We start from the raw sequence: 16,480 nt of genomic DNA, 5'->3' as shown, positions 1-16,480 counted from the left end.
GACTCCCTTTAATATTACAACAGGATATTATGAATCGTGCCCATTTGAGTACAAGCACTATATAACGTTGTTGAATATCGTGAATAACTACCATCGAAATGAGTTCCCTCCCCCACTCTCACTTTCCAATTGAATAAGTGCTGCTTTCAGCGCACCTCCTCCGCGATACCCGCCGAACCTGCCGCTGGATTGAACAACCCTGTGGCATGGAATAAAAATGGGCAGCGGATTACGGCTGCAGGCCGTGCCCACAGCTCTTGCTGCAGAGGAAGCTCCGATGGCTTCAGCAACGGCAGCATAGGACGCAGTGGAGCCATAGGGTATCTCCAGCAACCCCTGACGGACATGGCCGGCAAACACAGTGGGATGGGGTGCGAGAGGAAGTGAAAGGGTTTGTAACTCTCCATCAAGATATGCATCAAGCTGCCGAAACGCTTCACAGGTAAGTGGCGGAGCCTCTGCGGGTGGTTCAGGAACAGGCAACTCACCTTCAAAAAAAAGATTGGTGATGAACCCGTTTTCCTCGGCGATGCCGATGGTACCGATGAGGGTATGGCGGAAAGAGATGTTCATGGGACTGCATTGTCAATATGTAAACTTACAGCCATGAAAAATGAAAACAAATAGCTCCCGCTAAAAAGGGGCTACCGGCGTTACTGGAATTCCGGAACGCATACTCATGGCAATCGGCACCAGCCCCTATAGGCGGCAATAAGCCTGAATGACGAACGATTTACCCGATTTGATCGTCACGGTTTTGCTGGACTCCAACTGAAAACCGACAGATTCTGCCAACGAGGCAAGTTCGGATGGCGGGACAAGCCGCATGAGCGGAGTAAGCAGCTGTATGCTGCCGTAAGGTGAGGGCGTAAGGGCCTCCATAGTGGCCGATGGCAGTTGCAAAAGGGTGACCAGATGACCTCCCGGACGACAAACACGGGCCAGATTTTCCAGTGATTCGGCAAGGGCAACATACTCGAACACCAAAGATGCATAAATGAGATCAACCGGGGTGAACGGGAGAACATCGGACTGAATGTCGGCTACATGGAACTCAAGGCCGGAAATACGCCCCATATAACGCTCCGCCGTTAAGGATACATAATCCGGATTGATATCCACACCAACAACCCGCAAGGTTGAGGCGGGAATGGCATCAAACCCGTTGCCGCCGGCACACCCAATAACAGCCACCGACTCTGGAGTGAAAAGAGACAAGGCAGCAGCAAACTCGGTTGCCGTCATTGCGGCCTGGTCAACCCTTGGCAGCGCCATGTGTGATTCATACTCCGAGAGGGGGATATTCAGCCAGGGGTTCTGCATGCAATTGTACGATTGTTGTTGAATGAACCTTCGGGGCAGAGCCGCTTCGCGCTCTCTGGAAACGGCCTCTGGCCGTTTTCGAACCCTCTCTTCGGGTTCAAATCCCTCCCGTTCCACATTTCGAAGCTCAATAACAGAAAAAGCCTCCTGTATGCTGGAAGCTTTTTATCATCTGCGGAGAGGGAGGGATTGATTCCGGCCTTCGGGCCTCCACCCCTTTGGGGCAGAGCCGCTTCGGGCTCTGTCGAAACGGCCTCTGGCCGTTTTCGAACCCTCTCTTCGGGTTCAAATCCCTCCCGTTCCACATTTCAAAGCTCAATAACAGAAAAAGCCTCCTGTATGCTGGAAGCTTTTTTTCATCTGCGGAGAGGGAGGGATTCGAACCCTCGGTAGCCCTTTACGAACTACGTCGGTTTAGCAAACCGGTGCCTTCAGCCGCTCGGCCACCTCTCCAGGTTTTGGTGCGGAGGATGAGGGACTCGAACCCCCAAGGGTGTTAACCCGGCAGTTTTCAAGACTGCTGCCTTACCAATTAGACTAATCCTCCTTATGTAAAGAACTGGATGCAAAGATAGTGAATCCGGAACAATTGTCCACCATAAAACTATTTTTCATCACTCCCGGCACTCTTCATCCACCCATGAAATCGTGTTAAGCGATGTGAGTAAGGGGCAGACGGAGCGGACTGTTCTCATCCCGCCCAGATACCCTTGGCGCACAGATCAAATTGTGTTGAACGATGTGAGTGCAAGGCGGACGGAGCGGAAGAACCGGAGCGTACTGAGAGTACGCGAGGATTCTGAGCACCGCCCAACGCAGCAATCGCGTCGTTAAAGACGATTTGGCGGAGAGGGAGGGATTCGAACCCTCGAGGGCTGTTACACCCTACCCGCTTTCCAGGCGAGCGCACTAGACCACTATGCGACCTCTCCGTGTAATTAATTGGCCTTTAATTTACACTCTAAATTGATTTTTCAAAAGGTTTCGTTCATGTGGATTGCCATTCTATTGACACTTTTTGTAAATTGGCTCAACTCTTTGACCACAAATCATTCAACCAGAGATGGCTATGACCAAAATTATTAATGAGGCATTGACATTTGATGATGTTCTTCTTGTTCCCGCATATTCCAATATTCTGCCGAAAGAAACCAATGTTTCCACCCGGCTGACCAAGACGATTTCCCTGCGGATACCTCTGGTAAGCGCCGCAATGGATACGGTTACCGAAGCCGGTCTGGCTATTGCGCTGGCCCGTTCGGGCGGGTTCGGGTTCATTCACAAGAACCTGTCCGTCGAACAGCAGGCCCGTGAAGTTGCCAAAGTGAAACGGTTTGAGAGCGGCATTATCCGCAATCCGTTCATTCTGTATGAAGATGCAACCATGCAGGACGCCATTGATCTTATGCTCCGCCACTCCATTTCCGGTATTCCTGTTGTGGAAAGGCCTAAATCGGGTGACGAGGGGAAAATGAAGCTGAAGGGCATTGTGACCAACCGCGACCTTCGCATGAAACCGGCCCCTGAGGCGAAAATCGCCAACATCATGACAAGCTCGAATCTCATAACGGCCCGTGAGGATGTAGGGCTTGAAGAGGCTGAGCACACGCTTCTTTCAAACAAGATTGAGAAACTGCTGATTACTGACAATGAGGGCAACCTGAAAGGGCTGATCACATTCAAGGACATCCAGACACGCAAGCAGTTCCCCGATGCATGCAAAGACAGCCAGGGCCGATTGATGGTGGGTGCTGCTGTCGGCATCAAGGCAAATACGCTTGACCGGGTCAAAGCGCTTATGGAGGCAGGCGTCGACGCCATTGCCGTTGATACTGCACATGGCCACAGCCAGGCCGTGCTTGATACGGTGAGTGCGGTTAAAAAAGCATATCCTGAACTTCAGGTTATAGCCGGCAATGTTGCCACTGCCAGCGCAGTCAGGGATCTTATTGCTGTTGGAGCCGATGCGGTGAAGGTTGGAATCGGACCGGGAAGCATCTGCACCACCCGTATTGTTGCGGGTGTCGGCATGCCGCAGCTGACTGCAATCATCAATTGCGCTGCTGAAGCAGCAAAAACAGGTACCCCGATCATTGCGGACGGTGGCATCAAGTTCAGCGGTGACATCGCCAAAGCTCTTGCAGCAGGAGCTGATTCTGTGATGATGGGCAGCATATTCGCCGGTACGGATGAAAGCCCGGGCGAAACCATTCTCTATGAAGGACGCCGTTTCAAGACATACCGCGGCATGGGCTCTCTGGGCGCCATGTCGGAACCTGAAGGAAGCAGCGACCGCTATTTCCAGGACGCCTCAAGCGAATCAAAAAAGTATGTCCCTGAAGGCATTGAAGGGCGTATTCCCTCAAAAGGAAAGCTTGACGAAGTGGTCTATCAGCTGATTGGCGGGCTGAAATCGGCAATGGGATATTGCGGTGTGGGCAGCATTGAAGATCTGAAGCAGAAAACGGAGTTTGTGCGCATCACCTCTGCCGGACTGCGTGAAAGCCATCCGCATGATGTTAAAATCACCAAAGAGGCTCCAAACTACTCAACAGCTACCTAAGGGGTCTCCCCATAAAGACTGGAAAGGGCGCCCTTCGGAGGCGCCCTTTCCAGTTGTTCAAAAAAAACCTCTCTCCCCTGCTACTCGTCTTCGTTCATCCCTTCAAGACGATCTTCAAGGTCGGCATAGATTTCCTGCAGCTCATTGATGGTATCCTCTTCAGCCTTCCACATACCGCGACCGTGTGCTTCAAGCATTCTTCCAACAATGTTCTTGATTGCCTGAGGGTTGACCTTGGCGAGACGCTCGCGCATTTCAGGGTCGAGAGCGTAGGTCTCAGCGGTCTTTTTGTAAACCCAGTCATCAACGCTCTTGGTCACTGCATCCCATCCAAGCATGTAGGTGACACGGTTGCTGATTTCAGTCGCTCCGCTATGGCCGTGGTTGAGCATTCCCTCAAACCATTTCGGGTTGAGCAGCTTTGAACGGTACTCCACCCGCAACGATTTTTCAGCATCATCCACCTTGATGTCGGAGGTGAACGACTCCACATAGTTCAGCTTGATATTGTCTCCGGTACGGGTGTTGCGGCGCTTGGCAGCAAGCTGCAGTGAGCCCGACGAGGAGAAATAATGGTCAATGTCAGAAATACCGAACTCGGTGGAATCAACCTGGTGCACAACACGGTCGACTGAACCGAGAAGACTTTTAAGAATATCGGTTTCTTTCTCCCCTTTCCTCTCACCGCCGTATGCGCTGCTGTTGCGGCGGATAAAGAGGTCGTCGAGGTCATCCTCCGACTCCCAGGCAGAGTCCTCAATCATGTCGTCCACATAGGTACCATAAGCCCCCGGCGACTGGGTGAACTGCCGGGCAGTTGCCCCCTCAAAAGAAGCACCAGTGGCGAGAGCCTCATTGACATGCTTTCTGATGGAGTTCATCTCTTCGGGCTCATCGGCTTTTGCCGCATCTTTCACCAGACGGTCGAGCTGGTCCATCAGAAGGCCGAATGCGTCTCGGAATATCGGGCTGAGCTGCATCAGCACATCAATGCGCGGGCGACCAAGCTTTTCAAGCGGCACCAGCTGGTAATGGCTGATTTTGCCAAATGCGTCATAGGAGGGCTCTCCGCCCATCAGCCGTATGACAACGGCAACCGCTTCGCCTTTGGTCTTGATGGTATCAAGCCCCCAGAGCACCTGGGCTATTGTTTCAGGGTAGTTTCCCTCGTTTTCAGCCAAATGCTTTTCTACCAGCTTGTCGGCAATGAGAGTCCCGCGTTTGAACGCCATTTCGGACGGGATTCTCCATGGGTCAATAGAATGGATGTTTCGGCCGGAAGGCAGCACATTGATACCGTCACGGACAAGATCGCCGCCGGGCCCTGAAGGGATATAGCGACCCTCAAGCACCTTGATGAACGACTCCATCTCTCCGGTATTGTCGCGCAAGGCCTTAAGCAGCTGACCCCCTTCATTGATGAGCTTCATGACGACAGGCTGGTCTTCAGCCGATATTTTCGCTCCACCAGTGACGGTAGAGAAAGCGGTGGCGGGATGCTTCCGCTCAAGCAGGGAGAGCTCCACAAAATCTTTTGCAGCCTGCTCCACCCATTCCCGAAGCCCGATAGCCTCCTCATCACCCTTTCGTGCCATAGCGGCAAGCTCTTCATAGCTCCCGAACTTTCCGTTGCGGCCTGAAGCCTCCATCAGCATGGATGGCAGAGTGCGGCCGCCCTCAGTGCGGTTCTTCAGGGTCTCGGTGATGGTGACGATCTGCGAGTCAACAGGACTTGCTTCACCGAACACATGCAATGAGTTTGAAATCAACCGGTTTTCCAGTTCACTCATATAGATGTACAGGCGGCTCACAAACTCACCGAACGCCTCACCCTCAATACGCGGGCAGTCGTCCGTCAGGTTCAGCAGCTCAGCCTTCTCCATGATTGCCTCTTCAACGCCGGCGGCGTCTTCTCCAGCAACTGCTCCCGAAGGGTTCCGTTCCCTGTAATCAACAAGCAGATCCTTGAGCGCAGGAAGTTCCTTGTAGAGCCCCGCGCGTGAGAGCGGAGGCACCACATGCGAAACCATTGTGGCCAGCCCGCGCCGTTTGGCAATGCTCGACTCGCTCGGGTTGTTGACCGGATAGATGTAGACATGAGGGACCTCACCAAGCAGGGCGTCAGGCCAGCACTCGCCGGTCAGTCCTGTCTGCAGGCCGGGCATCCACTCGGCCGAACCATGCATGCCGATATGAACCATGGCATGGGCACCGAATTCACGGCTTATCCAGCGATAGAAGGCGATGTACTGATGATGCGGTGTGTTCGACTTGTCGAACAGCAGGCGCATTGGGTCGCCCTGAACACCGATGCGCGGCTGAACACCGATGAAGATGTTGCCAAACTGTATGCCGCCGATAAAGAGCTCATCTGTTCCGATAGGCACAATCTCACCGGGAAATCCCTGCCACCGATCTTCTATCCGCTCCCGTTCGCCAGATGTGGTGAGTTTTTTGAATGTATCGTAGGTGATTTTGAGTGCGTCAGGCTTGTTTCCCTGCACCTGAATATCAGTAGCGCGGTCAAGCGCCTTGAAGAGCTCTTCGGCACTTGAAGGCAGCTCACCAACCGAGTACCCCTCTTTCTTCAGCCGGTGCAGAACAGAAAAGAGCGTTTTGGGAACATCAAGCAGAGCAGCACTGGCTTTTTTACCAAGTCCGGGAGGATAGTCGTAAACAATGAGTGCAAGTTTCTTGTCGCGGTTGGCTGCGGCACGAAGGCGGAGCCACTGCTTTACCAGACCTGAGAGACGCTCAAGGCGCTCAGGAACAGTCTCTACCTTACCGTCCTTCAAGGCACCCAGAACAACGGGGCACACGGCGCCATCCATCTCCGGTATGGAGTAGGTGAATGTCACCTGCATGGGTGAAACACCAAGCTCCTTCCATGAATGGAACTCCTGTGTAAGAAGCGGCTGGGCAACAATATACGGGGCATCAAGCTTTGCCATGATCTCTTCACGCGCTGCAGCGGCAATGCCCGGCTTGGTGGAGCCGGCAGGGCCTCCAACAAGGCCAAACCCCATCATATTGATGAGGAGGTCAAGGTTTTCCTTCAACAGCCAGTCGCGAAGCAGCACATGGCCTTCAACGCCCATCACAAATGCAGGAAACACATTGATCCCCTGCCGTTCAAGTTCACGGATGGTGTTGTCGATATAGGTTTTTTCCTGTATGAGATGCTTGCGGAAAAAGAGAAGCCCTATTTTCTGCTCCTTGTCGAAATTCACCCCCCGTTTTTTCGACCAGCTCTTGAAGCTTTTCACATCCGTAAAGTAGGCAGGGGCATCAGGGTGGTACAATCCCATGTTGGGGACATCAACAATATCACCGACCGTTACCGGTTCGTTAAAATACTCGCGCAGGATGAGACGAAACATGTTGGCGATGTTCTCAGGAGTCGGCTGCATCCAATAAGAGTACACTAAAAGCCAGTTCTTGAAGTCTTTCGCCTTTTTAGGGACAAGCGGAAGAATGGTACGCATGATCTTCATCAGCTTCATGTACCCGTACATGGCGTCTTCGTCACGCCCCTTCACAAGCATTTTGGCAATCTTCTTCACCATATCCGGCATGCCTGCCTTCCCATCACCAACCTCGTAGCCGCCAACTTTGGTAAGCGACATGGCCTCAGGCATCGACTCAAACACAAACACAGTCTTATTGGGCGTGCCGGCTGCAAGCTGCTCACGGAACCAGTCAACCTGGTCCTTGAACTGAATCATGCTCATGAAAATGCAGTCCGCCTCTGCAATTGCCGTTGCGGCGTCGGGGTTCTGCTTTTCAAGATCAACATCGCTCCACTGGCTCAGTTCGGCGTCATCCTTGAGAAGACCTTTGATCTTTTTCCAGAGGCCTGCGTTGTACTGCTCAAGGCCTACAATGGCTGCTATTTTACGGGGAGTTGACATCGTCGTGTAGATTCGGTATGGGATTTATTGCATAACCGCACAACATTACTGTCCCGGCACATCAGCCGGAACAGTGACAGTAAGATTAAAAGCTGAGTGCAGCATCAACAATCTGCTCTGCCTTGGCATTGGGCAGGTAGAGATAACGGCCACCAAGATGCTGGGCAAGCTTGGGTGCTTCACCCCGGGAGAGATAGTTCATCTGGGTATCAATCACTGTAGCCGCAACGCCGTCAGCCTGAATGGATAGCGACAGGGCTTCAATCTCCTTTTCCAGCTCTTCTTTTGAAGGCTTTTCAGCATTGGGGTCAAAAGATGACTGGAGACCGATATTACCCCGGCCATCAGTGATCAGCACGAACATAACCTGCGTGATACCTTTGGTACGGGCCTGCTTTGCGGTTTCCCAACCAAGGTAGAGAGCTGAGGCCAATGGCGTTCCACCTCCTGTAGGAAGAACATCAAGCTCTCGTTTGGCACGGTCAACGCTCTGTGACGGGGGAAGCAGCACCTGGGCCTGCTTGCCGCGGAATGATATGAGAGCAACCTGGTCACGATGCACATAGGCGTTCTGAAGGAGGCTGGCAACAGCACCCTTTGCCTGACGCATGCGGTTGAGCGCCATTGAACCGGAAGCATCCACCATGAAGATGAAGAGCGTACCGGACTTGTCGCGGAACCGCTTGATCTTGACATCATCCTTGCTGATGAGCAGTGCCGTTTTCTGGCGACCGGCCATCTTCTGGTCGCGCTTGCGAGCTTCCTGCCAGGGGGCAGCTGAAATAAGAGTTGGAATAAGGGCAACCTTGCCGCTGCGCATCTCACCGGGCTGGGCACGCACAAAACGGCCCCGCTTGTTGTTGAGCGCTTCACCACGGCTCCCCGAGGTGCTTTTCTTTTTCGAAGCAAGCGAAATGTTCAGGATGTTGTCGGGAAGCTCGGTCTCGATAGCCTCCATCATGAGCTCCTCAATCATATCCGGGGTCTCCTCCTGCTCCTCCTCTGCATCTGCATCCGGAGAATCAGGCTGTTGGGAATCATCCTCCTCTTCCGACTCCTCATCCGGCGGCGGCGGCTCCTCTTCGGGCGGCGGCATATCTTCTGCTGACTCCTCGCGTTCCGGCATGCGTGTGGCACGGGGAATGAGAACCAGCTTGATTGCAAGCTTCATATCCTCATCATCAACATCGCTGCGCTGGTTAAGGGCTGCGCTGGCAAGAGCGGCACGCACAGTGAACACATCCACACGGTTTCCCTCAACACCAAGGCTGATGGCTGTCTGGATCAGTGCCTGAACCTGTTCGGGAGTAATGCCGACCTTCGGCAGCATTTCTCGGGCTGCGTCAAGAAATCCGGCCATCATCCGCAGTTCGTCACGCACATCTTCAGGGTCCCTGCTCCCGGTGACAATATTGACCACCTCCTTGCGGGCACGGTAATCGTTCTGTGCGGTAAAGGGAACAATAATGCCTATGCGGTCAAGCAAGCCCATACGGACTTCCCCGTCTGTGGGGTCGTATGTGCCTACCAGCATGAAGTCGGCAGGATGCACCTCACTGAGCCCTTCCCGCTCAACAAGCACCTCGCCACGCGACATGGCATCCATGATGTGTGAAATGGCCGAGCTGTCAAGCAGGCTGAGCGAGTCCACATAGAGCACTCCCCCGTCAGCTTTTGAAAGCACACCGTGCTGAACAACCCGTACTCCTGAAGCAAGGGTCGCTTCAAGGTCGACGCCTCCAATGAGACGATCTTCAGTGACATTCAGTGGCAGTTCCACAAAGGGTGTCCCCTCGGGAAGAATACCGGCAAACGCTCTGGCAAGAGTTGACTTGCCCGACCCTACGGCCGAGGGAATGACAACACCGCCAAGAGCCGGATCAATGGCCAGAAGCATGAGCGCCTTCTTGGCCAGATCCATTCCAACAATATCGGTAAATGCTATCATTTATACTGCTTCTGCTTCTCCAAGGACTTTGGCAAGTTCGCGTTCAATTTTTTCACCGGCATCAAGCGTTTCAAGCGGATCCTTCCGCAGACGGTGGCGCAGGCACAGGCCCGCAACATCCTTGACATGCTTCATGGTCACCTCTTTCTGGCCCATGAACGCAGCATGTGCATGCGCAGTCCTGGTAATGGTCAATTCACCGCGATGGCCATCAATACCGAGGTTCATGCAGAGTTTTGCAATATCGGTCAGCACCTCATCACTCATGCTCACGGAAGGAAGCAGCGTCTTGGCCTTCTGAATTTTCTTCTGGAGCTTGACCTGTTCGTTATTAAACTTTTTCATGAACGCTTCAGGATCCTCATCGAAATCACGACGGCGTTTGACGATGTCAACGCGCTTTGCCACATCATTGATGGTGATGATGCGTGCATGAAGACCGAAACGGTCAAGCAGCTGCGGGCGAAGCTCGCCCTCTTCAGGGTTTCCTGAACCGACCAGAACGAAACGGGCCGGGTGGCGGATGCTGATACCCTCGCGCTCAACCACATTCTTTCCGCTGGCAGCCACATCAAGAAGCACATCAACAAGATGGTCATCAAGAAGGTTGACCTCGTCAATATAGAGGAATCCCCTGTTGGCCTGAGCAAGAAGTCCCGGCTCAAAAGCCTTCACGCCGCTCGTCAGAGCCTGTTCAATGTCAATGGTACCGCAAACACGATCCTCTGTTGCGCCAAGCGGAAGGTCAACCACAGGAACCGGAATTTTTTCCAGCTTGACAGATGCCGGATCAATCTTCACAGCACCTTTTTTATCCGCCTCGCCTTCCAGATACTGCTCGGTGGTACGGTTATAAATATCATCCTTCACGCGGTCAATCATAGGAAGCACCTCTGCAAGTGCCCTGACCGTGGTACTTTTTCCTGTTCCGCGGTGCCCCATGACAAGAACGCCGCCGATACGGGGATCAATGATGTTGAGAATCAGACTGAGCTTCATTTCCTCCTGACCGACAATAGCGGTAAAAGGGAAAGCAAGACCGGATTTCTTTTTGGCAGATGCCGCTGCTGCCTTGGCAGGAGCCGCCTTTGCCACGCTTGAACCAGCCTTTGCTGCTGTTGTTTTTCTGGCAACCGGTTTCTTTGCAGCAGGTTTTCTGGCAGATGATTCAGTCTGAGTCATAATTGATCATTTGGTTGATAACCCCGCCCCGTTCCACGAGAAATCGTTCACAGGAAAAGGCTTACTGTTTTTAATGAGTTGCAATGATAAGCCTTGAATTTATGCATTTACAGAGACAATCGAAAATGCTTTTCACCGAGCCTCCCCCGCTACCCTCACGAAACCTGCATAGCGGCTTCCCTTATGGATTCCGAGAGGGTTGGATGCGCATGAACAACACTTGTGAGCTGCCCGGCTGTTGCCGAGAAAGAGAGTGCGAGAGCAAGCTCGCCGATCAGCTCCACAGCCCCATGACCAATACAGTGTCCTCCAAGCATTCGGCCATCCTCTGCACTGAAAAGAAGCTTCACCATCCCCTCAAGACTACCATAAGCATTGGCCTTGCCCGATGCAGCAAACGCAGAGCGACCTATATGAACAGCAACTCCCTCTTGAAGGGCCTGCTCTTCAGAAAGACCAATGCTGGCAATTGAGGGTTCAGCATACACACAGCGGGGAATATGGCTGTCGTGAAGCGGAGCGCTCTTTTCACCAAGTATCGTTTTCACGGCAATCTCCGCCTCGGCAGATGCCTTGTGGGCAAGAAGCATCCCCCCCCTGACATCGCCGATGGCGTATATGCCTGGTGCCGAAGTTCTGCATGAAGCATCAGTTACAACAAAACCCCGTTCAACACAAACGCCAGCAGCCTCAAGGCCAATACCTTCCGTATTGCCGCCAACCCCCACAGCCACAAGCAATTGCTCTGCAGTAACCCGCTCATCCTCTTTACCCTCAATCAACAGCGCCGCAGAAACCCCGTCATCCTGAACGGCTACATTCTCAAGCTTTGCCCCGGTCGCCACCCTGATGCCCGTTTTCTCAAGGGAACGGCGAAGTGCTTCGGAAATTTCACCATCTTCCTGAGGAAGCAGTCTATCCGCCATTTCAACAATAGTCACCTTCGTACCCGCAGTCGCATAAAACCAGGCCAGCTCCACACCGATTGCCCCTCCGCCAAGAACAAGCATTGAAGCGGGCAGAGCAGTCATGGCAAGCGCATCCCGGCTGGTAATCACCCGACGACGGTCTGGCTCCATCCCCGGAATGCTTCGGGGACGGCCTCCTGTTGCTATAATAAAATGTTTGGCATGCACTGAGCCGATCCTGCTCCCCTCACGAACAATATCCACTTCAGTGGGGGAACGGAATACAGCCTCGCCCTGAAGAAACTCCACACCAGCCTTGCGAAGCATAAAGGCAACGCCTTTCGACATCTTTCCTGCAACGGTGCGGCTGCGTTTGACTGCGGCAGCAAGATCAAAGGCGCCATCAGGAGCAGAAACCCCGAAAGAGGCCCCCTTTTTGAGCGAATCAAACATCTCAGCGCTTCTGAGCAGCGCCTTGGTGGGAATGCATCCCCAGTTGACGCAGACTCCTCCGGGTGCGCCCTTTTCAATTATGCAGACCCTCAGGCCCGCACGGGCTCCAAGCATGGCCGCCTCGCTCCCCCCCGGTCCTGAACCGATGAGGGCAAGATCATACTGTGTGACTGAAGATTCACTCATTGCATCCATGGCTGATATATGGCAAGGTTTTAGTATACTTCCGGCTCATTTCACCCAATTCGAGCAGGTACTTTAAAAATGCAAAATCAGCCAGTCAATACCCAATCAGACGGAAGTGAGATTGAGGGTCCTGAACCCAAAAAAATCACACTCCAGGTAAGCAAGGTGCAGATTCCGATGCGCATTGACCAGTACCTCTCCCGACAAGTTGAAAATGCAACACGCAACAAGGTTCAGGAAGCCATTGAAGACGGGCGCGTTCTGGTGAACGATAAAGTGATCAAATCAAACTACCGCATCAAATCCTGCGACCTGATTGAGATGACTTTCCTCCGGCCGCCTGCTCCAGAACTCGCCCCGGAAGACATACCCATTGCCATTGTCTATGAAGACAGCGAGCTGATGATCATCAACAAAGAACCGGGAATGGTGGTGCATCCGGCGTTCGGGAACTGGACCGGCACACTTGCCAACGCAATCCTCCACCATATCGGTGAGAATGCCGGTTCACTTGACGAAAGCGAACTGCGCCCTGGAATTGTCCACCGCCTCGACAAAGACACCTCCGGCCTCATCATCATAGCCAAAAACCCGACGGCCCTGCACCGCCTGGCCAAGCAGTTTGCCGACCGGAAAGTGGTGAAAACTTACAAAGCACTGGTCTGGGGAGTTCCCGCCACCCCTGAGGGCACGATACGGACCAATATCGGGCGCTCCAGAAAAGACCGGAAGGTTATGGCCAACTTTCCCTATGAAGGGGAGGAGGGCAAAACGGCCATAACCGACTACCGCCTGGAAGAAGATCTGCACTGGTTTTCCCTTCTCTCCCTTACCCTTCATACCGGCCGCACGCACCAGATACGAGCCCATATGCAGCACCTCGGCCATCAGATTCTGGGTGACGCAACCTATGGCGGAGCCTCAATCAGAAACCTTGATTTCCCCAAAAGCGAAAGCTTCGTCAGAAACCTTCTTGACCTTCTTCCCCGCCAGGCTCTTCACGCCGAATCCCTCTCTTTTCAACATCCCACTACAGGCGAGACAATCTCCTTCCATGCACCGCTTCCGCTTGACATGGCGCAAGCAATCGACAAAATCCGCGTCATATACAGGAGCGCCAACAGATAGGCGTGAATGAATGTGATGATGATGAATTGATAACCATGAAGCAAAGGAAGTGAGATTATGAAAAAAAGAGCAACAATCCTTGCCGCTGCTGCCCTGTTTGCGCTCAGCAGCTACGCCCCGCAGGCAAACGCCGAAGTACACCTGAATGTCAATATAGGCCCCCAACGCCCTGTTCTCGTTCAGAGCAGCCGCCGTCCTGCCCATTTTGTCATTGAGTCGCAACCCCGGTTCCTCTACACCCCCGACCTCGGGTTTTATGTCTCTGTTGGAGCGCCATATGATGTTATCTATTATGGCAACCGTTACTATATTTACAATGAAGGTAGCTGGTACCGGTCAAAAAATCACAGCGGACCATGGGACAGGGTAAAAAGCCGTCGGGTACCAACAAAAATCACCCGTCACAGGTATGAGGACATCCGCAGATTCCGTGACACTGAATACCGCCGTGCAGAAAATTATGACCGACGAAGCCGTTCAATCAGCAACGACAGGTACCGGGGCGATAAACGCGACAAAAATGACCGGGACAGCAGAAATGACCGCCGTGACCGGGACGACAATAGACCCCGCTGGCGTTAACGGTTACGCTATACGCATATCTTCAACAACACGGCCGGCAGGAAACTGCCGTGCCGTTTTTCTGTAAACTGCCGTACTACCGCTCCATCATGATCCGATACCGATCCGTTCTGCTGTTATGCTGCCTTTTCATTCCCGCCGCGGCCGGCCAGGCCATAGCCGAACAACAGCCCCTGCAGATGCAGAGGCACTCCATTGCTGAGGGTGCAGTAACGGACACATACTGGGGAACCCAAATAACCGACACCTATCGGTCACTGGAGCAGTTAGGCAACCCGAAAGTAGCTGCATGGATAGAACAGCAGGCCGCCCAGGCCCGAACCGTACTCAACTCAATCCCGGGCAGGAAGACGCTGCTGAAAAAGATGGCCTCGTTCGACGGCCGGAGAAAATCAACAGCCTACAGCCTCACCATTACCGACAGCAACCGGTATTTCTACCTCAAGCGAACCCCTAAAGACGAAACAGGAAAACTCTTTTTCCGTAACGGCTTCAAGGGGAAAGAAACGCTTCTGTTTGACCCCGAATCACTCTCAGAGGAAAACGGCCCGACCTTTGTCGTCAGCAGCCACTCACCCTCAGACGACGGGAAAACCCTTGCTATTTCGGTTTCAGCCAACGGCTCCGAAGACGACTCCATCCTCATCATGGATGTTGACTCCGGCAAGCTTTACTCCGAAACCATCGACCGCTGCCGCTTCGCCTCACCCTCATGGACAAAGGATGGCAAATCATTTCTCTACAACCGCATGCGCACGGTCAGCGGGCCTGAAGAAAATCCCCAATACGACAGCAGCACCTGGCTGCACCGCATTGGCACAGACCCCGCTGAAGACAGAGAGATCTTCTCACGCACAGCAAACCCGGAACTCGACATAGACAGCGCAGACATTCCCTCTGTCATATACGACAAAGAGAGCGGTTCTCTCTTCGGATTTCTTTCAACCGTAGACAGACGGCTGCGGGTGTTCGTTGCCCCTCTCGGGGAGCTCAACGCGCCGTCCACAAAATGGAAATCACTGATAACCCCGGAAGACAACATTCACGACTTCGCCGTCAAAAACGGGGAGCTGTACTTCTCAACACCGGAAGGTGCCCCGCGCTTCAAGATCATGAAAACACAGCTTGCCAACCCGGATTTCCGCAACGCTGAAACCGTTGTTGACGAACAGCCTGAAGGCCGGGTTGATGCATTTGCACTAACCAGTGACGCAATGTATTACACCTTCTCGCTGAACGGAGTTGATGCCAGGCTGTTCAGAATAGAGGACGCGAGCGGCAGCACAACTGAACTCTCCCTCCCTTTCAAGGCCGGTTCTGCATACATCTCCTCAAAAGGAACCCGCTTTCGGGACCTCTGGGTCACCATAGCCGGATGGAGCAGCGACTACAGGCGATACCGCTACAACCCGGACGCCAACACATTCAGCGTGGAAACCATCTCATCTCCGGCCAGCTATCCCGAATACCGGAATTTGAAGGTTGAAGAGATCATGACCCCATCTCACGACGGCATGCTGGTCCCGCTCTCGCTGGTTTACAAGAAAGGACTCAAAAAGAACGGGAAAAACCCGGTTCTTCTCTACGGATATGGTGCCTATGGAAAATCACTGACCCCCTTTTTCAGCCCCTCAATGCTTCTGTGGACTGCCAATGGTGGCGTGCTGGCAATCGCCCATGTAAGGGGTGGTGGTGAACGGGGGGATGAGTGGCATACCGACGGCATGAAAACAACCAAGCCGAACAGCTGGAAAGACCTGATCGGCTGTGCAGAGTATCTTGTGAAGAACGGGTACACCAGTCCCGAAAACATTGCAGTCAACGGGGCAAGCGCCGGCGGAATTCTTGTGGGCATGGCCATGAACGAGCGGCCCGACCTGTTTGCCGCCGTCATTCCGCAGGTAGGGGCAATGAACCCACTGCGCGGAGAGGAGACGCCGAACGGCCCGGTCAATGTCCCCGAATTCGGCACCGTTACAATTCATGAAGAGTGCATGGCGCTCATAGCCATGGACCCCTATCTGCAGATTACTGATGGCACCCGCTACCCCGCCGCACTGGTTACAACCGGGATGAATGATCCGAGAGTCAGCGCCTGGCAGCCCGCAAAATTTGCCGCACGGCTGCAGGAGGCAAGCAGTTCAGGCAAACCCGTACTTTTCTTTGCCGATGTTGACGCCGGCCACGGAATGGGAAACACAAAAACAAAAGAGTTCGAAGCACTGGCCGATGTGCTCAGTTTCGGTCTCTGGCAGACCGGACATCCTGATTTCCAGCCCGGGAAATAATAACGAAA

At 53.4% G+C, this 16,480-nt stretch carries 10 protein-coding genes and 3 tRNA genes; 4 read left to right on the top strand and 9 right to left on the bottom strand.

The annotated features are described in order from the left end of the window. Positions 1-87 precede the first annotated feature (87 nt). From EKD02_RS08265 to EKD02_RS08245, 5 genes are all read right to left on the bottom strand, one after another. Positions 88-573 (bottom strand): methylated-DNA--[protein]-cysteine S-methyltransferase, encoded by a 486-nt coding sequence (locus EKD02_RS08265; protein WP_126384962.1) that lies wholly within the window; start codon positions 571-573, stop codon positions 88-90. 126 nt (positions 574-699) lie between these two features. Then, a complete protein-coding gene (locus EKD02_RS08260; RefSeq protein WP_126341400.1) occupies positions 700-1,323 on the bottom strand; it encodes a class I SAM-dependent methyltransferase in 624 nt (207 codons plus the stop codon). A gap of 363 nt (positions 1,324-1,686) precedes the next feature. Beyond that, positions 1,687-1,776 (bottom strand) — tRNA-Ser (locus EKD02_RS08255). Positions 1,777-1,787: 11 nt separating this feature from the next. Beyond that, positions 1,788-1,870: transfer RNA gene (locus tag EKD02_RS08250), tRNA-Ser, on the bottom strand. A 295-nt stretch (positions 1,871-2,165) separates the two neighbouring features. Continuing rightward, positions 2,166-2,255 (bottom strand) — tRNA-Ser (locus tag EKD02_RS08245). 137 nt (positions 2,256-2,392) lie between these two features. On the opposite strand from EKD02_RS08245, the gene guaB reads away from it, so the two are divergent. Further along, positions 2,393-3,886, top strand: coding sequence for an IMP dehydrogenase (gene guaB / locus EKD02_RS08240; RefSeq protein ID WP_041470154.1), 1,494 nt, complete (start codon positions 2,393-2,395; stop codon positions 3,884-3,886). A gap of 80 nt (positions 3,887-3,966) precedes the next feature. Here the strand turns inward: guaB and bchH are convergent, their stop codons facing one another. The 4 genes from bchH to lpdA form a co-directional block, all read right to left on the bottom strand. Further along, a complete protein-coding gene (gene bchH / locus EKD02_RS08235) occupies positions 3,967-7,797 on the bottom strand; it encodes a magnesium chelatase subunit H (RefSeq protein WP_011890294.1) in 3,831 nt (1,276 codons plus the stop codon). Between the two features lie 85 nt (positions 7,798-7,882). After that, positions 7,883-9,745, bottom strand: a complete 1,863-nt coding sequence (bchD, locus tag EKD02_RS08230; protein WP_011890295.1) for a magnesium chelatase ATPase subunit D — start codon at positions 9,743-9,745, stop codon at positions 7,883-7,885. Further along, positions 9,746-10,927, bottom strand: coding sequence for a magnesium chelatase ATPase subunit I (gene bchI, locus EKD02_RS08225; RefSeq protein ID WP_126384960.1), 1,182 nt, complete (start codon positions 10,925-10,927; stop codon positions 9,746-9,748). A 155-nt stretch (positions 10,928-11,082) separates the two neighbouring features. Then, positions 11,083-12,483: a dihydrolipoyl dehydrogenase gene (gene lpdA / locus EKD02_RS08220; RefSeq protein WP_126384957.1), complete on the bottom strand. Its 1,401-nt coding sequence runs from the start codon at positions 12,481-12,483 to the stop codon at positions 11,083-11,085. A gap of 69 nt (positions 12,484-12,552) precedes the next feature. Here lpdA and EKD02_RS08215 point away from each other — a divergent pair, with 69 nt between their 5' ends. The 3 genes from EKD02_RS08215 (at position 12,553) to EKD02_RS08205 (ending at position 16,472) form a co-directional block, all read left to right on the top strand. After that, positions 12,553-13,602: an RluA family pseudouridine synthase gene (locus EKD02_RS08215; protein ID WP_126341396.1), complete on the top strand. Its 1,050-nt coding sequence runs from the start codon at positions 12,553-12,555 to the stop codon at positions 13,600-13,602. A gap of 57 nt (positions 13,603-13,659) precedes the next feature. Further along, complete coding sequence (locus tag EKD02_RS08210; protein ID WP_126384955.1) at positions 13,660-14,184, top strand: hypothetical protein; 525 nt, start codon at positions 13,660-13,662, stop codon at positions 14,182-14,184. Positions 14,185-14,273: 89 nt separating this feature from the next. Next, positions 14,274-16,472, top strand: a complete 2,199-nt coding sequence (locus EKD02_RS08205; protein WP_126384953.1) for a prolyl oligopeptidase family serine peptidase — start codon at positions 14,274-14,276, stop codon at positions 16,470-16,472. Positions 16,473-16,480: the final 8 nt, after the last annotated feature.

The organism is Chlorobium phaeovibrioides (assembly GCF_003968655.1).
GTDB classification, from domain to species: Bacteria; Bacteroidota; Chlorobiia; order Chlorobiales; family Chlorobiaceae; genus Chlorobium; species Chlorobium phaeovibrioides.
This window is presented reverse-complemented; position numbering and strand designations above follow the sequence as displayed.